Here is a 14,398-nt window from a genome sequence, read left to right on the forward strand (position 1 = left end):
CCTGGCTGACCTGTCCGGGGGCCACCTCTGATCGACTGGGATGTGCAGCACGTGCGTTTCCTCAACGACATCCAGCCCGCGTACGACCTGACGTACGACGACGTCTTCATGGTGCCGAGCCGCTCCGCGGTCGGCTCGCGGCAGGGCGTGGACCTCAGCTCCCCGGACGGCACGGGCACCACCATCCCGCTGGTCGTCGCCAACATGACCGCCATCGCCGGCCGCCGCATGGCCGAGACCGTGGCCCGTCGCGGGGGACTCGTCGTCATCCCGCAGGACATCCCGATCGAGGTCGTCACCGAGGTCGTCTCCTGGGTGAAGGGCCGCCACCACGTCCTGGACACCCCGATCGTGCTGGCCCCGCACCAGACCGTCGCCGACGCGTTCTCCCTGCTGCCCAAGCGGGCGCACAACGCGGGCGTCGTCGTCGACGACGAGTACAAGCCGATCGGCGTGGTCACCGACACCGACCTCTCCGGAGTGGACCGCTTCACCCAGCTCGAGGAGGTCATGTCCAAGGACCTGATCCTCATCGACGCGGACACGGACCCGCGCGAGGCCTTCCACACCCTCGACGCCGCCAACCGCCGCTACGCGCCCGCCGTGGACCGGGACGGCCGCCTGGCCGGCATCCTCACCCGCAAGGGCGCCCTGCGCGCCACCCTGTACACCCCGGCCACCGACGCGCAGGGCAGGCTCCGCATAGCCGCCGCCGTCGGCATCAACGGCGACGTGGCCGGCAAGGCCCGGCAGCTGCTGGACGCCGGCGTCGACACGCTCGTCATCGACACCGCGCACGGGCACCAAGAGTCGATGATCAGCGCGCTGAAGCTGGTGCGCGACCTCGACCCGCGGGTGCCGATCGTCGCCGGCAACGTCGTCGCCGCCGCGGGCGTCCGCGACCTGATCGAGGCCGGCGCCGACATCGTCAAGGTCGGCGTGGGCCCCGGCGCCATGTGCACCACCCGCATGATGACCGGCGTCGGCCGGCCGCAGTTCTCCGCCGTCCTGGAGTGCGCCGCCGAGGCGAGGAAGTACGGCAAGCACGTGTGGGCCGACGGCGGTGTCCGGCACCCGCGCGACGTGGCGATGGCGCTCGCCGCCGGCGCGTCCAACGTGATGATCGGCTCCTGGTTCGCCGGGACCCACGAGTCCCCGGGCGACCTCCAGCACGACGCGGACGGCCGTCCCTACAAGGAGTCCTTCGGCATGGCCTCCGCGCGTGCCGTGCGCAACCGCACCTCCGAGGAGTCCGCCTACGACCGCGCCCGCAAGGGCCTGTTCGAGGAGGGCATCTCCACCTCCCGCATGTTCCTCGACCAGGCCCGCCCCGGCGTCGAGGACCTGATCGACTCGATCATCGCGGGCGTCCGCTCCTCCTGCACCTACGCGGGGGCCGGATCGCTCGAGGAGTTCGCCGAGAGGGCCGTCGTCGGCGTCCAGAGCGCCGCCGGCTACGCCGAGGGCAAGCCGCTGCACGCCAGCTGGAGCTGACGGCCCCCGTCCCCGCCCGGCCCCCGTCGATCCCGCCCCGGGATCGACGGGGGCCGGCGCGCAACGGTCGAAAGCCCCCGCGCAACGAACACCCGCGTCCCCGCCGGTAACGCAATGATCTTGCGCAGGTGCGCAAGGTTGCTGCATTTCAGAAGCAACGAAGAACCTCGTAGGGTTACGCGCTGTACGTGGTGCGGCGAGGACCCCGCCCGACGGGTTCCGGCTGTCGCGGGACGTCGTCGGTCCCTGCCGCGGAAGACCGGCAGCGACGAAGGAGTCAGCGCGTGCTCGACCAAGGCGCACCCCCGCACAACGGCCACCCCGCCGCCCCGCCGTCTCCGGGCGTCGCCGCGCGCCTCATGCGCCGCAAGCCCGTGGAACGCCTGGTCGCGGAGGGTGGCCAGGGTGAGGGCGGCTCCCTGCGGCGGTCCCTGGGGCTGTGGCAGCTGACCATGATCAGCATCGGTGCCACCCTCGGCACCGGCATCTTCGTCGTCCTCGGCGAGGCCGTCCCCAAGGCCGGTCCGGCCGTCACGCTGTCCTTCGTCATCGCCGGTCTCACGGCCCTCTTCTCCGCCCTCTCCTACGCCGAGCTGGCGGGCACCATCCCGGTCTCCGGCTCCTCCTATTCGTATGCGTACGCAACGATGGGCGAGCTTGTCGCCTGGGTCTGCGGTTGGTGCCTGATGCTGGAGTACGGGGTCTCGGTCGCCGCCGTAGCCGTCGGCTGGGGCGAGTACCTCAACGAACTGCTCGACGGCACCGTCGGCGTCACCATCCCGGCGGCGCTGTCCGCCCCGCCCGGCGACGGCGGCGTCTTCAACCTGCCCGCGCTGATCGTCGTCCTGCTCGCCATGGCGTTCCTGATGGGCGGGGCCCGCGAGTCCGCCCGCGCCAACACGATCATGGTCGTCGTGAAGATCGGCGCGCTGGTGCTGTTCTGCGCCATCGGCGTCCAGGGCTTCCGCTCCGGCAACTACGAGAACTTCATGCCGCTCGGCATGGCCGGCGTCAGCGCCGCCGGGGCGACGCTGTTCTTCTCGTACATCGGCTTCGACGCCGCCTCCACCGCCGGTGAGGAGGCCAGGAACGCCCAGCGCGACCTGCCCCGCGCCATCCTGCTGTCGCTCGCCATCATCACCGCGCTGTACGTCCTGGTCGCCGCCGTCGCCGTGGGCACCAAGCCCTGGCGGCACTTCACCGACTCCGAGGCCGCGCTCGCCCAGATCATGCGCGAGGTCACCGGCCAGAGCTTCTGGGGCACCCTGCTGGCGTTCTGCGCCGTCATCGCCATCGCCAGCGTCGTCCTGACCGTGCTCTACGGCCAGACCCGCATCCTGTTCGCCATGTCCCGGGACGGCCTCGTGCCCAAGGCGTTCGGCAAGGTCAGCCCGAAGACCGGCACGCCCCGCACCAACACCCTGATCGTCTCCCTCTTCTGCGGCGTGCTGGCCGCCGCGATCCCGCTCGGCCAGCTCGCCGACGCCACCAGCATCGGCACCCTGTTCGCCTTCGCGCTGGTCAACGTGGCCGTCGTGGTGCTGCGCCGGACGCGCCCCGACATGCCCCGCACCTTCCGGGTGCCGCTGTCGCCGCTCATGCCCGCCCTCGGCTTCGCGTTCTGCGTGTGGATGATGGGCAGCCTGTCCACGATCACCTGGGTGGTCTTCGGTGTCTGGATGGCCGCCGGACTCGTGTTCTACTTCCTGTACGGCTACCGCCGCTCCCGGCTCGCCGCACCGGACACATCAGAAGCGAAGTGAACCACCCGCAGTGCTGAACGATCTCGACGAACGCATCGTGCACGCCCTCGCCGAGGACGCCCGCCGCTCCTACGCGGACATCGGCCAGCTCGTCGGCCTGTCCGCCCCCGCCGTGAAGCGGCGGGTGGACCGGCTGCGCGCCACCGGGGCCATCACCGGGTTCACCGTACGGGTCGCCCCCGCCGCCCTCGGCTGGCAGACGGAGGGGTTCGTCGAGATCTACTGCCGCAGCAACACCTCCCCGGAGACCATCCAGCGGGGTCTGGAGCGCTACCAGGAGGTCGTGGCCGCCTCCACCGTCACCGGTGACGCGGACGCGGTCGCCCAGGTCTTCGCCTCCGACATGCGCCACTTCGAACGGGTCCTGGAACGCATCGCGGGCGAGCCGTTCGTCGAGCGGACCAAGTCCGTGCTGGTGCTGTCCCCGCTGCTGCGGCGGTTCTCGTCGGGATCGCCCGCGTAGGGAGGCCCGTACCGGCGTAGGCTGACGTCATGCTGGATCGGCATGATTCCGGACATATGGGGATCGAATCGCCGGCCGGTGTGAGCGTTCCCGTGTTCGTCGACTCCTCCGGCAGGCGTGCGCGCGTGCTCCGGCGTACCGGATACGGCGTGGCCGGCCTGGCGGCCGCGTACATGGCGATGCTGGGACTGAGCCTCATGGGAGCGACGCCCTTCGCGCCGGGGGCGATGCTGCCGCCCCTGCCCGGAGACGTCACGGCACCGTCCGCGCCGGAACGGCGGAGCCCGGACGACGGGGGCCGACTGCCCGGCGGCGTGCTCGATCCGGGACGCCGAGGCCTCGGCGGCGTCGCGGGCGGTCCGGGCTCCCCGCCGGTTCCGCTGCTGACGTCGCCCGGTGCCCCGCTCCTCACTTCCGGCTCCCTGCTCGTCCCCGGCGGGCCGGTGCCGACGGTCCCGGCCGAACCGGAGCCCTCCGCGACGGGGACGCCGGCGGACCGGCCCGCCGCCCCGGCCCCCGGTGACCCGTCCGCACCCACGCCCGGCACGGGAAGCGGCCCCGCCCCTCCGCCGCCCCCGGGCACGGACGAGCCGCCCGCAGCGGATACGGACGATCCGTCGGCCCCGCCGCCGGCACCCGAGCCCCCGCCCGGAACGCCGCAGCCCACCCCGCCCGCGCCCCCTCAGGAGGCGCCGTCCGGCACCCCCGGCGACCCGGGCGCCTCCCCGCCCGGCGACGCACCGGTGACCGGAGCCCCCTGATGCGGCGGCGCCCGCACCGGCCGGTCCGCCCCCCACCGGCGACACCCGGGCCGCGGCGGACCCGAGCGCCCCTGCCGTCCCGGCACCGCTTCCGCGTCGTCGTCCCGCTCGTCCTGCTGGCCTTCGTCGTCTCGGTGCTCCTGGTCGAGGGGTACACGACCCGGGGCTTCTCCGGAGACCAGGAGGGGCGCACCGGAGAACCGGTCACCGGCGCCCCCCGGGAGGTCACCGGCGGCGGCCCGGTCGTCGACACCACCCGTGACGGCCTGAGCACCTACCGGGCACCGGACAGGACGGTGGTCCTGACCTTCGACGACGGCCCGGACCCCGTCTGGACGCCCCGCGTCCGGGCCGTTCTCGACCGCCACGGCGCGCCCGGTACCTTCTTCGTCACCGGCCGGCAGGTCGTGCGCCACCCCGAGACCCTGCGCGAGGTGATCCGGTCCGGTCACGAGATCGGGGTGCACACCTTCTCCCACCCGGACCTGGCCACGCGGTCCGCGAGCGACATCGACCGCGAGCTGGCGCTGACGCAGCTCGCCCTCGCCGGAGCCGGAGGCATCAACAGCTCACTCATGCGGATGCCGTACTCCTCGACCACCGCCGCCCTGGACGGGCCGGCCTGGTCCGTCGCCCGGCACCTGGGCGGGAAGGGCTACGTCCTGGCGTTCATCGACCAGGACACCGAGGACTGGCAACGGCCGGGCGCCCGGGCGATCGCCGACGCTGCCACACCGAGGGTGCCGGGCCGGGGAGCGGTCGTCCTCCTGCACGACGCGGGAGGGGACCGGTCGCAGACCGTTGAAGCGCTCGACATCCTGATCCCCCGGCTCCAGGCCCAGGGCTACCGCTTCACCACCCTCGCCGACCTCCTCGGCACCGACAGCCTCACCAGCCCCGCCGACACCGGAACGTCGTGGAAGGGCCGGATGATCGTGGCCGCCGTGACCGTCTCGGGGACGGCGGTGTCGGTCGTCGGCGTGCTGTTGCTGACCGTCGGGGCGCTCGTCCTCGCGCGGTGCGCGCTGATGCTGGTCCTCGCCCACCACCACGCCCGTCGGCGCCCGCCCCCCGGCCCCGGCCGGCCCGTCACCCGGCCCGTCAGCGTCGTCGTCCCCGCCTGCAACGAGAAACTGTGCATCGCCAAGACGCTCCGCTCGCTCGCCGCCGGCGACCATCCCGTCGAGATCATCGTTGTGGACGACGGTTCCGACGACGGCACCGCCGACGTCGCGGAGTCCCTCGGCCTCCCGGAGGTCACCGTCCTGCGCCGGCCGAACGGCGGCAAGGCGTCCGCCCTCGACACCGGCATCCTGCGGGCCTCCCACGACCTCGTCGTGATGCTGGACGCCGACACGGTCTTCGCCCCCTCGACCGTCCGCCGCCTCGTCCAGCCGTTCGCCGACCCCGCCGTCGGCGCCACCGCCGGGAACGCCAAGGTCGGCAACCGCCGGAGCCTGCTCGGCCGGTGGCAGCACATCGAGTACGTCATGGGGTTCAACCTCGACCGCCGCATGTACGACCTGCTGCGCTGCCTGCCCACCGTCCCCGGCGCCGTCGGGGCCTTCCGCGCCGAGGCCCTCCGGGACGCCGGGATGATGAGCGGGGACACCCTCGCCGAGGACACCGACATCACCATGGCCCTCCACCGGGCCGGATGGGAGATCCGCTACGTCGAGGATGCCCTCGCCTGGACCGAGGCGCCGGGATCGCTGCGGCAACTGTGGCGCCAGCGCTACCGATGGAGCTACGGCACCATGCAGGCCGCGTGGAAGCACCGGCACGCGCTGTTCGAACGCGGCCACGCGGGCCGCTTCGGCCGCCTCGGCCTGCCGATGCTGGCCGTCTTCCAGATCGTCACCCCGCTCCTCGCCCCGCTGATCGACCTGCTGACCGTCTACGGCCTGCTGTTCGGCGACCCGCTCGCCACGATGCTGGCGTGGACCGGCGTGCTGGCCGTGCAGGCCCTCTGCGCGGTCTGCGCCTTCCGCCTCGACGGTGAGAGCCTCCGCCCCCTGTGGGCACTCCCGTTCCAGCAGGTCGTCTACCGCCAGCTGATGTACCTCGTGCTCACTCAGGCGTGCCTCACCGCGCTCAGCGGATACCGACTGCCCTGGCAACGGCTCAAGCGCAGCGGGGACGTGCTGCTGCCGCCCCAGCCGTCCGCCCGGGAACCGTGAGCGCCCGACCGCGCGGGAAAAGACGGCACCGGACCCGTCGGTCCGACTAACATCGGTGGCATGACCTGGCGACATTGATCCACCAGCCGCGCCTCCCGAGGGCCGCCTCGGACGCCGTACGTCCTCCACGTCCGGTGTCCGAACCGCCCCTACGGGAAGGCCTCATGACTCCCACGCCCACGCGTGCCACCGACGTCCGCGTGCGACGGCTGACGACCACGCTGTACGGCTACGCGTTCCTCGAAGACTTCATCCTGCTCTACCCGGTGTACGCGCTGCTGTTCAGCGACACCGGTCTGTCCGTCGGGCAGATCTCCTCCCTGTTCGCCCTGTGGTCGGTGACCGGCGTACTGCTGGAGGTCCCCTCCGGCGTCTGGGCCGACGCCGTCTCCCGCCGCCTGCTGCTGTGGCTCGGCCCGCTGCTCACCGGCGCCGGCTTCGCCCTGTGGGTGCTCGTCCCGTCGTACGGTGCCTTCGCCCTCGGCTTCGTGCTGTGGGGCGCCGGCGGAGCGCTCGGCTCCGGTGCGCTCGAGGCCCTGGTCCACGACGAACTGGAACGGCTCGGCACGGCCGGCCGCTACGCCCGGGTCATGGGCCGGGCCCGCGCGGCCGGACTGGTCGCGGTGATGGCGGCGATGGGACTGGCCGGTCCGGTGTTCGCCCGGGGCGGCCACACCGCCGTCGGGGCCGCCAGCGTGGCGGTGTGCCTGCTGGCGGCGGCCACGGCGCTCCGGTTCCCCGAGCACCGCTCCCCGAAGACCGGACACGAGAGCTGGACGGCGACCCTGCGCGCCGGGCTCGCCGAGGCCCGCGCCGACCGGTCGGTGCGCGGGGCGCTGCTGCTCGTTCCGGCCGTGAGCGCCGTCTGGGGCGCCCTCGACGAGTACACGCCGCTGCTGGTGCGGGGGACCGGCGTCGCGGACGGGACGGTTCCCTGGCTGCTCCTGCTGGTCTGGGCAGGTGCCACCGCGGGAAGCCTGCTGGCCGGCGAGGGCGAGCGGCTCGGCACGACCGGGTTCGCCGCGCTGCTCGCCGGTGCCGGCCTCGCCCTGGCCGTCGGCGCGGCCGACGGCTCCCCCTGGGGGCTGGGTCTCGTCGCCCTCGCCTTCGGTGGCTTCCAGGCGGCGACCGTGCTGGCCGACGCCCGCCTCCAGCGGCGCATCGGGGACACCGGCCGCGCCACCCTCACCTCGGTGGCGGGCCTGGGCACGGAGCTGGCGACGATCGCGGTCTACGGCGGCTACGCGCTGATCGCCTCGGGCGGCGCGCACAGTACCGCTTTCGCGGTGTTCGCGGTGCCGTACCTGGTGACGGCGGTGCTGCTGCTCGTCGGGACCGGAGCCGGGACCGCCAAGAAACGCCCGTGAGCGATGCCGGTCCGGGGGCGGGCGCAGCGCCTGCGACCGCCCCCCACCCCCAGGGCGATGGGGGTTCCCCCGCTCGAGCGAAGCCGAGAGTGGGGGAGAAGCCGAGAGCGGGGGAGGCACCCCGCAAGCGCCGAGCCGCGCGAACACCCTCCGGCCCACACCACCGCGGAGCACTCCGTACGGTGCCGGACCGCGCGACCCCGCCCCCACCGTCCCCACCCCCACCAGGCTCGCCGGACCGCCGGCACCCCGGGAACGGACGCCGCGCAACGAATCGCCGCCGCCCCCCGACCGGACGCAACGAACCGCTCACCGACGCGCAACGGCTCCGCCTTGTCCGCCCGAGCCGGCCGACCGTACCTTCTATCTGGCCCCCCGAACCCCCGCGTACCGACGAGGAACACGCATGCGCACCGCCCTGCTCCAGAGCTCCGGCCGGCCCGGATCCGTCGCCGAGAACCTCAAGGTCCTCGACGAGGCGGCCGCCCGTGCCGCCGCCGCGGGCGCCGGGCTGCTCGTCACCTCGGAGCTGTTCCTCACGGGGTACGCGATCGGCGACGACATCGGCCGGCTCGCCGAGCCCGCCGACGGCGACGCGGCCGACGCGATCGCGGAGAGCGCCGCCCGGCACGGCCTGGCGGTCGCCTACGGCTACCCCGAGCGGGACGGCGAGCGCGTCTTCAACTCCGTGCAGCTGATCTCCGCCGACGGCACCCGCCTCGCGAACCACCGCAAGACCCACCTCTTCGGCTGCTTCGAACGGGACCACTTCACACCGGGCGAGCGGCCCGTCGTCCAGGCCGAGCTGAACGGCCTCACCGTCGGCCTGATGATCTGCTACGACGTCGAGTTCCCGGAGAACGTGCGCGCCCACGCCCTCGCCGGCACCGACCTCCTGCTCGTGCCGACCGCGCAGATGCACCCGTTCCAGTTCGTCGCCGAGCACCTGGTGCCGGTGCGGGCCTTCGAGAACCAGATGTACGTGGCGTACGTCAACCGGGTCGGCCGCGAGGGCGAGTTCGAGTTCGTCGGGCTGTCCACGCTCGTCGGACCCGACGGGGTGGCCCGCACCCGCGCCGGCCGCCAGGAGGAACTGGTCCTCGCCGACGCCGACCCGGTCTTCCTCGCCGCCTCCCGCGAGGCGAACCCGTATCTGGCCGACCGCCGCCCCGGCCTCTACGGGTCCCTCGTCTGAACACCCCCGCCCCCCGCTTCACCCGTGCAAGGAGTCCGTACCCCATGACGTCCACCGTGCCCAACGCGATCGAGCACGCCGACGAGCAGCAGCCGCCGATCACCATGTTCGGCCCGGACTTCCCGTACGCCTACGACGACTTCCTCGCCCACCCGGCGGGCCTCGGACAGGTGCCGGCGACCGAGCACGGCACCGAGGTCGCGGTGATCGGCGGTGGCCTGTCCGGCATCGTCGCCGCGTACGAGCTGATGAAGATGGGCCTGAAGCCGGTCGTGTACGAGGCCGACCGGATCGGCGGTCGGCTGCGCACCGTGGGCTTCGACGGCTGCGACGACTCCCTGACCGCCGAGATGGGCGCGATGCGCTTCCCGCCGTCCTCCACGGCGCTCCAGCACTACATCGACCTGGTGGGCCTTGAGACCCGCCCCTTCCCCAATCCCCTCGCCGAGGCGACGCCGTCCACCGTCGTCGACCTCAAGGGCGAGTCGCACTACGCCGAGACCCTCGACGACCTGCCCCAGGTCTACCGCGACGTGGCCGACGCCTGGGCCAGGTGCCTCGAAGAGGGCGCCGACTTCTCCGACATGAACCGCGCCCTGCGCGAGCGCGACGTCCCGCGCATCCGGGAGATCTGGGCGAAGCTGGTCGAGAAGCTCGACAACCAGACCTTCTACGGCTTCCTCTGCGACTCCGAGGCCTTCAGGTCCTTCCGGCACCGCGAGATCTTCGGCCAGGTCGGCTTCGGCACCGGCGGCTGGGACACCGACTTCCCCAACTCCATCCTGGAGATCCTCCGCGTCGTCTACACCGAGGCCGACGACCACCACCGCGGCATCGTCGGCGGCTCCCAGCAACTGCCGCTCAGGCTCTGGGAGCGCGAGCCGGAGAAGATCGTCCACTGGCCGTACGGCACCTCGCTGAAGTCCCTGCACCCGGACGGCGAGCCCCGCCCGGCGGTCACCCGGCTCAACCGCACCGCGGGCAACCGCATCACGGTGACGGACGCCGACGGGGACATCCGCACCTACCGGGCGGCGATCTTCACCGCCCAGTCCTGGATGCTGCTGTCCAAGATCGCCTGCGACGACTCACTCTTCCCGATCGACCACTGGACCGCCATCGAGCGCACCCACTACATGGAGAGCTCCAAGCTCTTCGTGCCCGTGGACCGGCCGTTCTGGCTCGACAAGGACGAGGAGACCGGGCGGGACGTCATGTCGATGACGCTCACCGACCGGATGACCCGGGGCACCTACCTCCTGGACGACGGCCCGGACAAGCCCGCCGTCATCTGCCTCTCCTACACCTGGTGCGACGACAGCCTGAAGTGGCTGCCGCTGTCCGCGAACGAGCGGATGGAGGTCATGCTGAAGTCGCTCGGCGAGATCTACCCCAAGGTCGACATCCGGAAGCACATCATCGGCAACCCGGTGACCGTCTCCTGGGAGAACGAGCCCTACTTCATGGGCGCGTTCAAGGCCAACCTGCCCGGCCACTACCGCTACCAGCGCCGCCTGTTCACCCACTTCATGCAGGAGCAGCTGCCCGAGGACAAGCGGGGCATCTTCCTCGCCGGTGACGACATCTCCTGGACGGCCGGCTGGGCGGAGGGCGCCGTCCAGACCGCGCTGAACGCGGTCTGGGGCGTCATGCACCACTTCGGCGGCGAGACCGACCCGACCAACCCGGGCCCCGGCGACCTCTACGACGAGATCGCCCCGGTCGAACTCCCCGAGGACTGAGCCCGCCTCCCCGCCGCCGGGTCAGTCCGGCAGCGGGGTGAGCAGCATGCGGCCGGCGAAGCCCACCGCCGTGTCCAGGCGTTCGGTGAACTCCCCGGCAACGTCCGGCAGTCCGCGCAGCGCCCACAGGGCGCGGGCCGCCGTCCAGGCGGCTTCCCGGGCGCGTTCCAGGCTCCACGCGCCCAGCAGATGGGTCAGCGGGTCGGCGATCCGCAGCAGTTCGGGTCCCGGGGTCAGCTCCTCGCGGATCCGGTCCTCCAGCGAGAGGAGGAGATCGCCCACCTGGTCGAACTCGTCCTCCAGATCGCAGGGTTCGCAGGCGAGCGTACGACAGGTGTCCACGACGGCGAGCGCGAGGTCGTGGCCGATGTGCGCGTTGACGCCCGCGAGCGCGAACTGCAGCGGGCGTACTCCGGGGTGCCGGCGGAACTGGAACAGCGGGCGCCAGCAGGCCGGTGGCCGCCGCTCCCGGGACACCGCGTCCACCGCCGCCAGATAGCGTTCCGCGAACCGCACGTCCAGCGTGATCGCCGCCCGCGCGTCCGGGAACCGGCCCGCGTCGATCCGCCGGTCCACGGCCTCCGTGACGGTGAGGTAGACACGGTTGAACACCGCGACCCCGTCCCGCGCGGGCAGGGCCGCGTCGAGCGCGCGCAGACGGGAGATGACCCCGTCCACAGGTGTGAGGACTTGTTCGCATTGCGGCATGAGCGCAGAGTCGCACCTTTAGGGTGGGACCAGTGGCGGCGGGCCCGACGCTTCCCCGGAACGGGGGAACGCGCCCGTCGTGGGGGAGGGGGAGCAGTACCGTGTCAGGCCCGCGTGCCCAGCGCCTGTCCGCGCGAAGGGCCGAGCGTCGGCGTGCCGCCCGGCGCGGCGCGATGGTCGCGGCGGCCTCCGTGGTGGTCGCGGTCGGCACCGCCGCCGGGATGATGTCGGCGGTCGGCGACGGACGCGGCGCGGACGAGGCCCGCCCCGTGGTGACCTCGTCACCACGCCCGCAATCGTTGCCCGCCGTGCCGTCGCCGTCGCCGTCGTCCTCCCCGTCGGCGTCGGAGTCGGAGTCCCCTTCTCCCCCGGCGAGTCCGAAGGAGGAGGCGAGCCCGAAGACGTCCGCGTCAAAGGCCGAGGAGAAGCGGTGGACCGCCCCCGTGTCCACCCGTCTCTACCGCCACCCCGACTCCCAGGTGCTGGAGTGGGTGCGGGACAACCCCGACGACCCGCGCCGCGCGGTCATCGAGTCCCGGATAGCCGACCGGCCGGCGGCCGTGTGGTTCGCGGACCACTCCCCGGACTCGATCACCTCCCGGGTGCGTGCCGTGGTGTCGCGCGGGGCGGCGCAGGGCCGGGTGCCGGTGCTCGTGCCGTACGTGATCCCCGACCGCGACTGCGGCGGGCACTCCCAGGGCGGGGCGCCCGATCTGGCCGCCTACGACGCCTGGATCGACCGGTTCGCCGCCGGACTGGGCGACGGCGAGGTCATCGTGATCCTGGAGCCCGACTCGATCGCCCAGTCCGAGTGCCTCCCCGCCGGGCGGCGCGCCGACCGCTTCGCCTCGCTGGCCCGGGCCGGCAGGGTGCTGAAGGAGGCCGGTCCCCGGACCCGGGTCTACTTCGACGCCGGGCACTCCGGCTGGAACGCGCCCGCCGAGCAGGCCGCCCTGCTGCGGCAGGCCGGGGCCGCCTCGGCCGCCTCCTCCGACGGCGTCTTCAGCAACGTCTCCAACTTCCACGTCACGGCCGACGAGGTCGCCTACGACCGTGCCGTGCTCGACGCACTCGGCGGCCCGCCGGGCCTCGGCGCGGTGATCGACACCAGCCGCAACGGCAACGGCGCTCCGCCGGACGGCGCATGGTGCGACCCGGCCGGCCGCAAGCTGGGCCGGACCCCGACGCTGAGCACCGGGGAGGCCGGCATCGACGCCTACCTGTGGGTGAAGCTGCCGGGGGAGTCCGACGGCTGCAAGGGGGCGCCGGGCACCTTCACCCCCTCGTACGCCTACGACTTGGCGCGCTGATCACCTTCGGCGCCGTCGGTGTCGTAGGAGGACGTGCCCTCGTCGAGCAGCGGCTCCTGCGTCTTGAGGTGGGCGGGCGCGAAGGCGCGCAGCGCGTGGTAGCCGGTGATGACGACCAGCGTGCCGAGCGCGATGCCGCTGAGCGAGAAGGTGTCGGTGAACTCCAACGAGACGTTGCCGACGCCGATGATGATGCCCGCCGCGGCCGGCACCAGGTTCAGCGGATTGCGCAGGTCCACCTTGGCGTTGATCCAGATCTGCGCGCCGAGCAGGCCGATCATGCCGTACAGGATGACGGTGATCCCGCCGAGCACCCCGCCCGGAACGGCCGCCACGACCGCGCCGAACTTCGGGCAGACGCCGAACAGCAGGGCGAAGCCGGCGGCGGCCCAGTACGCGGCCGTGGAGTAGACGCGGGTCGCGGCCATCACGCCGATGTTCTCGGAGTAGGTGGTGTTGGGCGGGCCGCCGACCGCGGTGGACAGCATGGAGCCGACGCCGTCGGCGGAGATGGCCGTGCCGAGCTTGTCGTCGAGGTTGTCGCCGGTCATCTCACCGACCGCCTTGACGTGCCCCGCGTTCTCGGCGATCAGCGCGATGACCACCGGCAGGGCGACCAGGATCGCCGACCACTCGAAGGACGGGCCGTGCAGGGTCGGCAGCCCGATCCAGTCGGCCTGGCCCACGCCGGACAGGTCCAGGCGCCAGTGGTCGGTGACCTGGCCGCTCGCGTCCGCCGAGTGGATCTTCCCGAAGACCCGGTCGAGCGCCCAGGACAGGGCGTACCCGAAGACCAGCCCGAGGAAGATCGCGATCCGGGACCAGAAGCCGTGCAGGCAGACCACGGCCAGCCCGGTGAACAGCATCACGGACAGGGCGGTCCACTGGTCCTGCGGCCAGTAGGTGGAGGCGGTCACCGGCGCCAGGTTGAAGCCGATGAGCATCACCACCGCACCGGTGACGATCGGCGGCATCGCGGCGTGGATGATCCGCGCCCCGAACCGCCGCACCGCGAGACCCACCAGGAACAGCGTGCCCCCCACCACGAACACCGCGCCGGTGACGGTGGCGCTGGAGCCGCCGTCGGCCCGGATGACCGCGGCGACGCCGACGAAGGAGAGCGAGCAGCCGAGGTAACTCGGCACCCGGCCGCGGGTGGCGAGCAGGAAGACGACGGTCGCGACGCCCGACATCATGATCGCCAGGTTGGGGTCCAGACCCATGAGCACCGGGGCGACGAAGGACGCCCCGAACATCGCCACGACGTGCTGGGCACCCAGACCCGCCGTGCGCGGCCAGGAGAGCCGTTCGTCGGGGCGGACCACCGCGCCGGGGGCCGGGGTGCGTCCGTCGCCGTGCAGTGTCCAGCGGACGCCGAGATCCATGGGCTGTCGCTTTCGTCGTGTGTGCAGCGT

Annotated in this window: 11 protein-coding genes; 9 read left to right on the forward strand and 2 right to left on the reverse strand. The window is 72.8% G+C overall.

Annotated features, from left to right (window positions below; genetic code table 11):
* Positions 1-51: 51 nt before the first annotated feature.
* From AB0A94_RS20750 to AB0A94_RS20785, 8 genes are all read left to right on the forward strand, one after another.
* On the forward strand, positions 52-1,494 hold the full coding sequence (locus AB0A94_RS20750) for a GuaB1 family IMP dehydrogenase-related protein (protein WP_361746382.1): 1,443 nt from the start codon (positions 52-54) through the stop codon (positions 1,492-1,494).
* A gap of 284 nt (positions 1,495-1,778) precedes the next feature.
* Positions 1,779-3,257 carry an amino acid permease gene (locus AB0A94_RS20755; RefSeq protein ID WP_361746261.1) on the forward strand — a complete coding sequence of 493 codons (1,479 nt, stop codon included), beginning with the start codon at positions 1,779-1,781 and terminating at the stop codon, positions 3,255-3,257.
* A 10-nt stretch (positions 3,258-3,267) separates the two neighbouring features.
* Positions 3,268-3,720 carry an Lrp/AsnC family transcriptional regulator gene (locus AB0A94_RS20760; RefSeq protein WP_361746263.1) on the forward strand — a complete coding sequence of 151 codons (453 nt, stop codon included), beginning with the start codon at positions 3,268-3,270 and terminating at the stop codon, positions 3,718-3,720.
* 56 nt (positions 3,721-3,776) lie between these two features.
* Complete coding sequence (locus AB0A94_RS20765) at positions 3,777-4,481, forward strand: hypothetical protein (protein ID WP_361746265.1); 705 nt, start codon at positions 3,777-3,779, stop codon at positions 4,479-4,481.
* Positions 4,481-6,661: a bifunctional polysaccharide deacetylase/glycosyltransferase family 2 protein gene (locus tag AB0A94_RS20770; RefSeq protein WP_361746267.1), complete on the forward strand. Its 2,181-nt coding sequence runs from the start codon at positions 4,481-4,483 to the stop codon at positions 6,659-6,661. Before AB0A94_RS20765 ends, AB0A94_RS20770 begins: the two co-directional genes overlap by 1 nt.
* Before the next feature lie 164 nt (positions 6,662-6,825).
* Positions 6,826-8,028, forward strand: a complete 1,203-nt coding sequence (locus tag AB0A94_RS20775) for an MFS transporter (RefSeq protein ID WP_361746269.1) — start codon at positions 6,826-6,828, stop codon at positions 8,026-8,028.
* 406 nt (positions 8,029-8,434) lie between these two features.
* Positions 8,435-9,223 carry a carbon-nitrogen hydrolase family protein gene (locus tag AB0A94_RS20780; RefSeq protein ID WP_361746271.1) on the forward strand — a complete coding sequence of 263 codons (789 nt, stop codon included), beginning with the start codon at positions 8,435-8,437 and terminating at the stop codon, positions 9,221-9,223.
* Positions 9,224-9,267: 44 nt separating this feature from the next.
* Positions 9,268-10,965, forward strand: a complete 1,698-nt coding sequence (locus tag AB0A94_RS20785) for an NAD(P)/FAD-dependent oxidoreductase (RefSeq protein ID WP_361746273.1) — start codon at positions 9,268-9,270, stop codon at positions 10,963-10,965.
* Between the two features lie 21 nt (positions 10,966-10,986).
* Here the strand turns inward: AB0A94_RS20785 and AB0A94_RS20790 are convergent, their stop codons facing one another.
* On the reverse strand, positions 10,987-11,673 hold the full coding sequence (locus AB0A94_RS20790) for a DUF5995 family protein (RefSeq protein WP_361746275.1): 687 nt from the start codon (positions 11,671-11,673) through the stop codon (positions 10,987-10,989).
* Positions 11,674-11,846: 173 nt separating this feature from the next.
* Here AB0A94_RS20790 and AB0A94_RS20795 point away from each other — a divergent pair, with 173 nt between their 5' ends.
* Positions 11,847-12,983, forward strand: coding sequence for a glycoside hydrolase family 6 protein (locus tag AB0A94_RS20795; protein WP_361746384.1), 1,137 nt, complete (start codon positions 11,847-11,849; stop codon positions 12,981-12,983).
* Here the strand turns inward: AB0A94_RS20795 and AB0A94_RS20800 are convergent.
* On the reverse strand, positions 12,965-14,368 hold the full coding sequence (locus tag AB0A94_RS20800) for a solute carrier family 23 protein (RefSeq protein WP_361746277.1): 1,404 nt from the start codon (positions 14,366-14,368) through the stop codon (positions 12,965-12,967). The genes AB0A94_RS20795 and AB0A94_RS20800 overlap by 19 nt on opposite strands.
* Positions 14,369-14,398 lie beyond the last annotated feature (30 nt).

This window comes from Streptomyces sp. NPDC044984 (genome assembly GCF_040646935.1).
GTDB lineage: Bacteria > Actinomycetota > Actinomycetes > Streptomycetales > Streptomycetaceae > Streptomyces.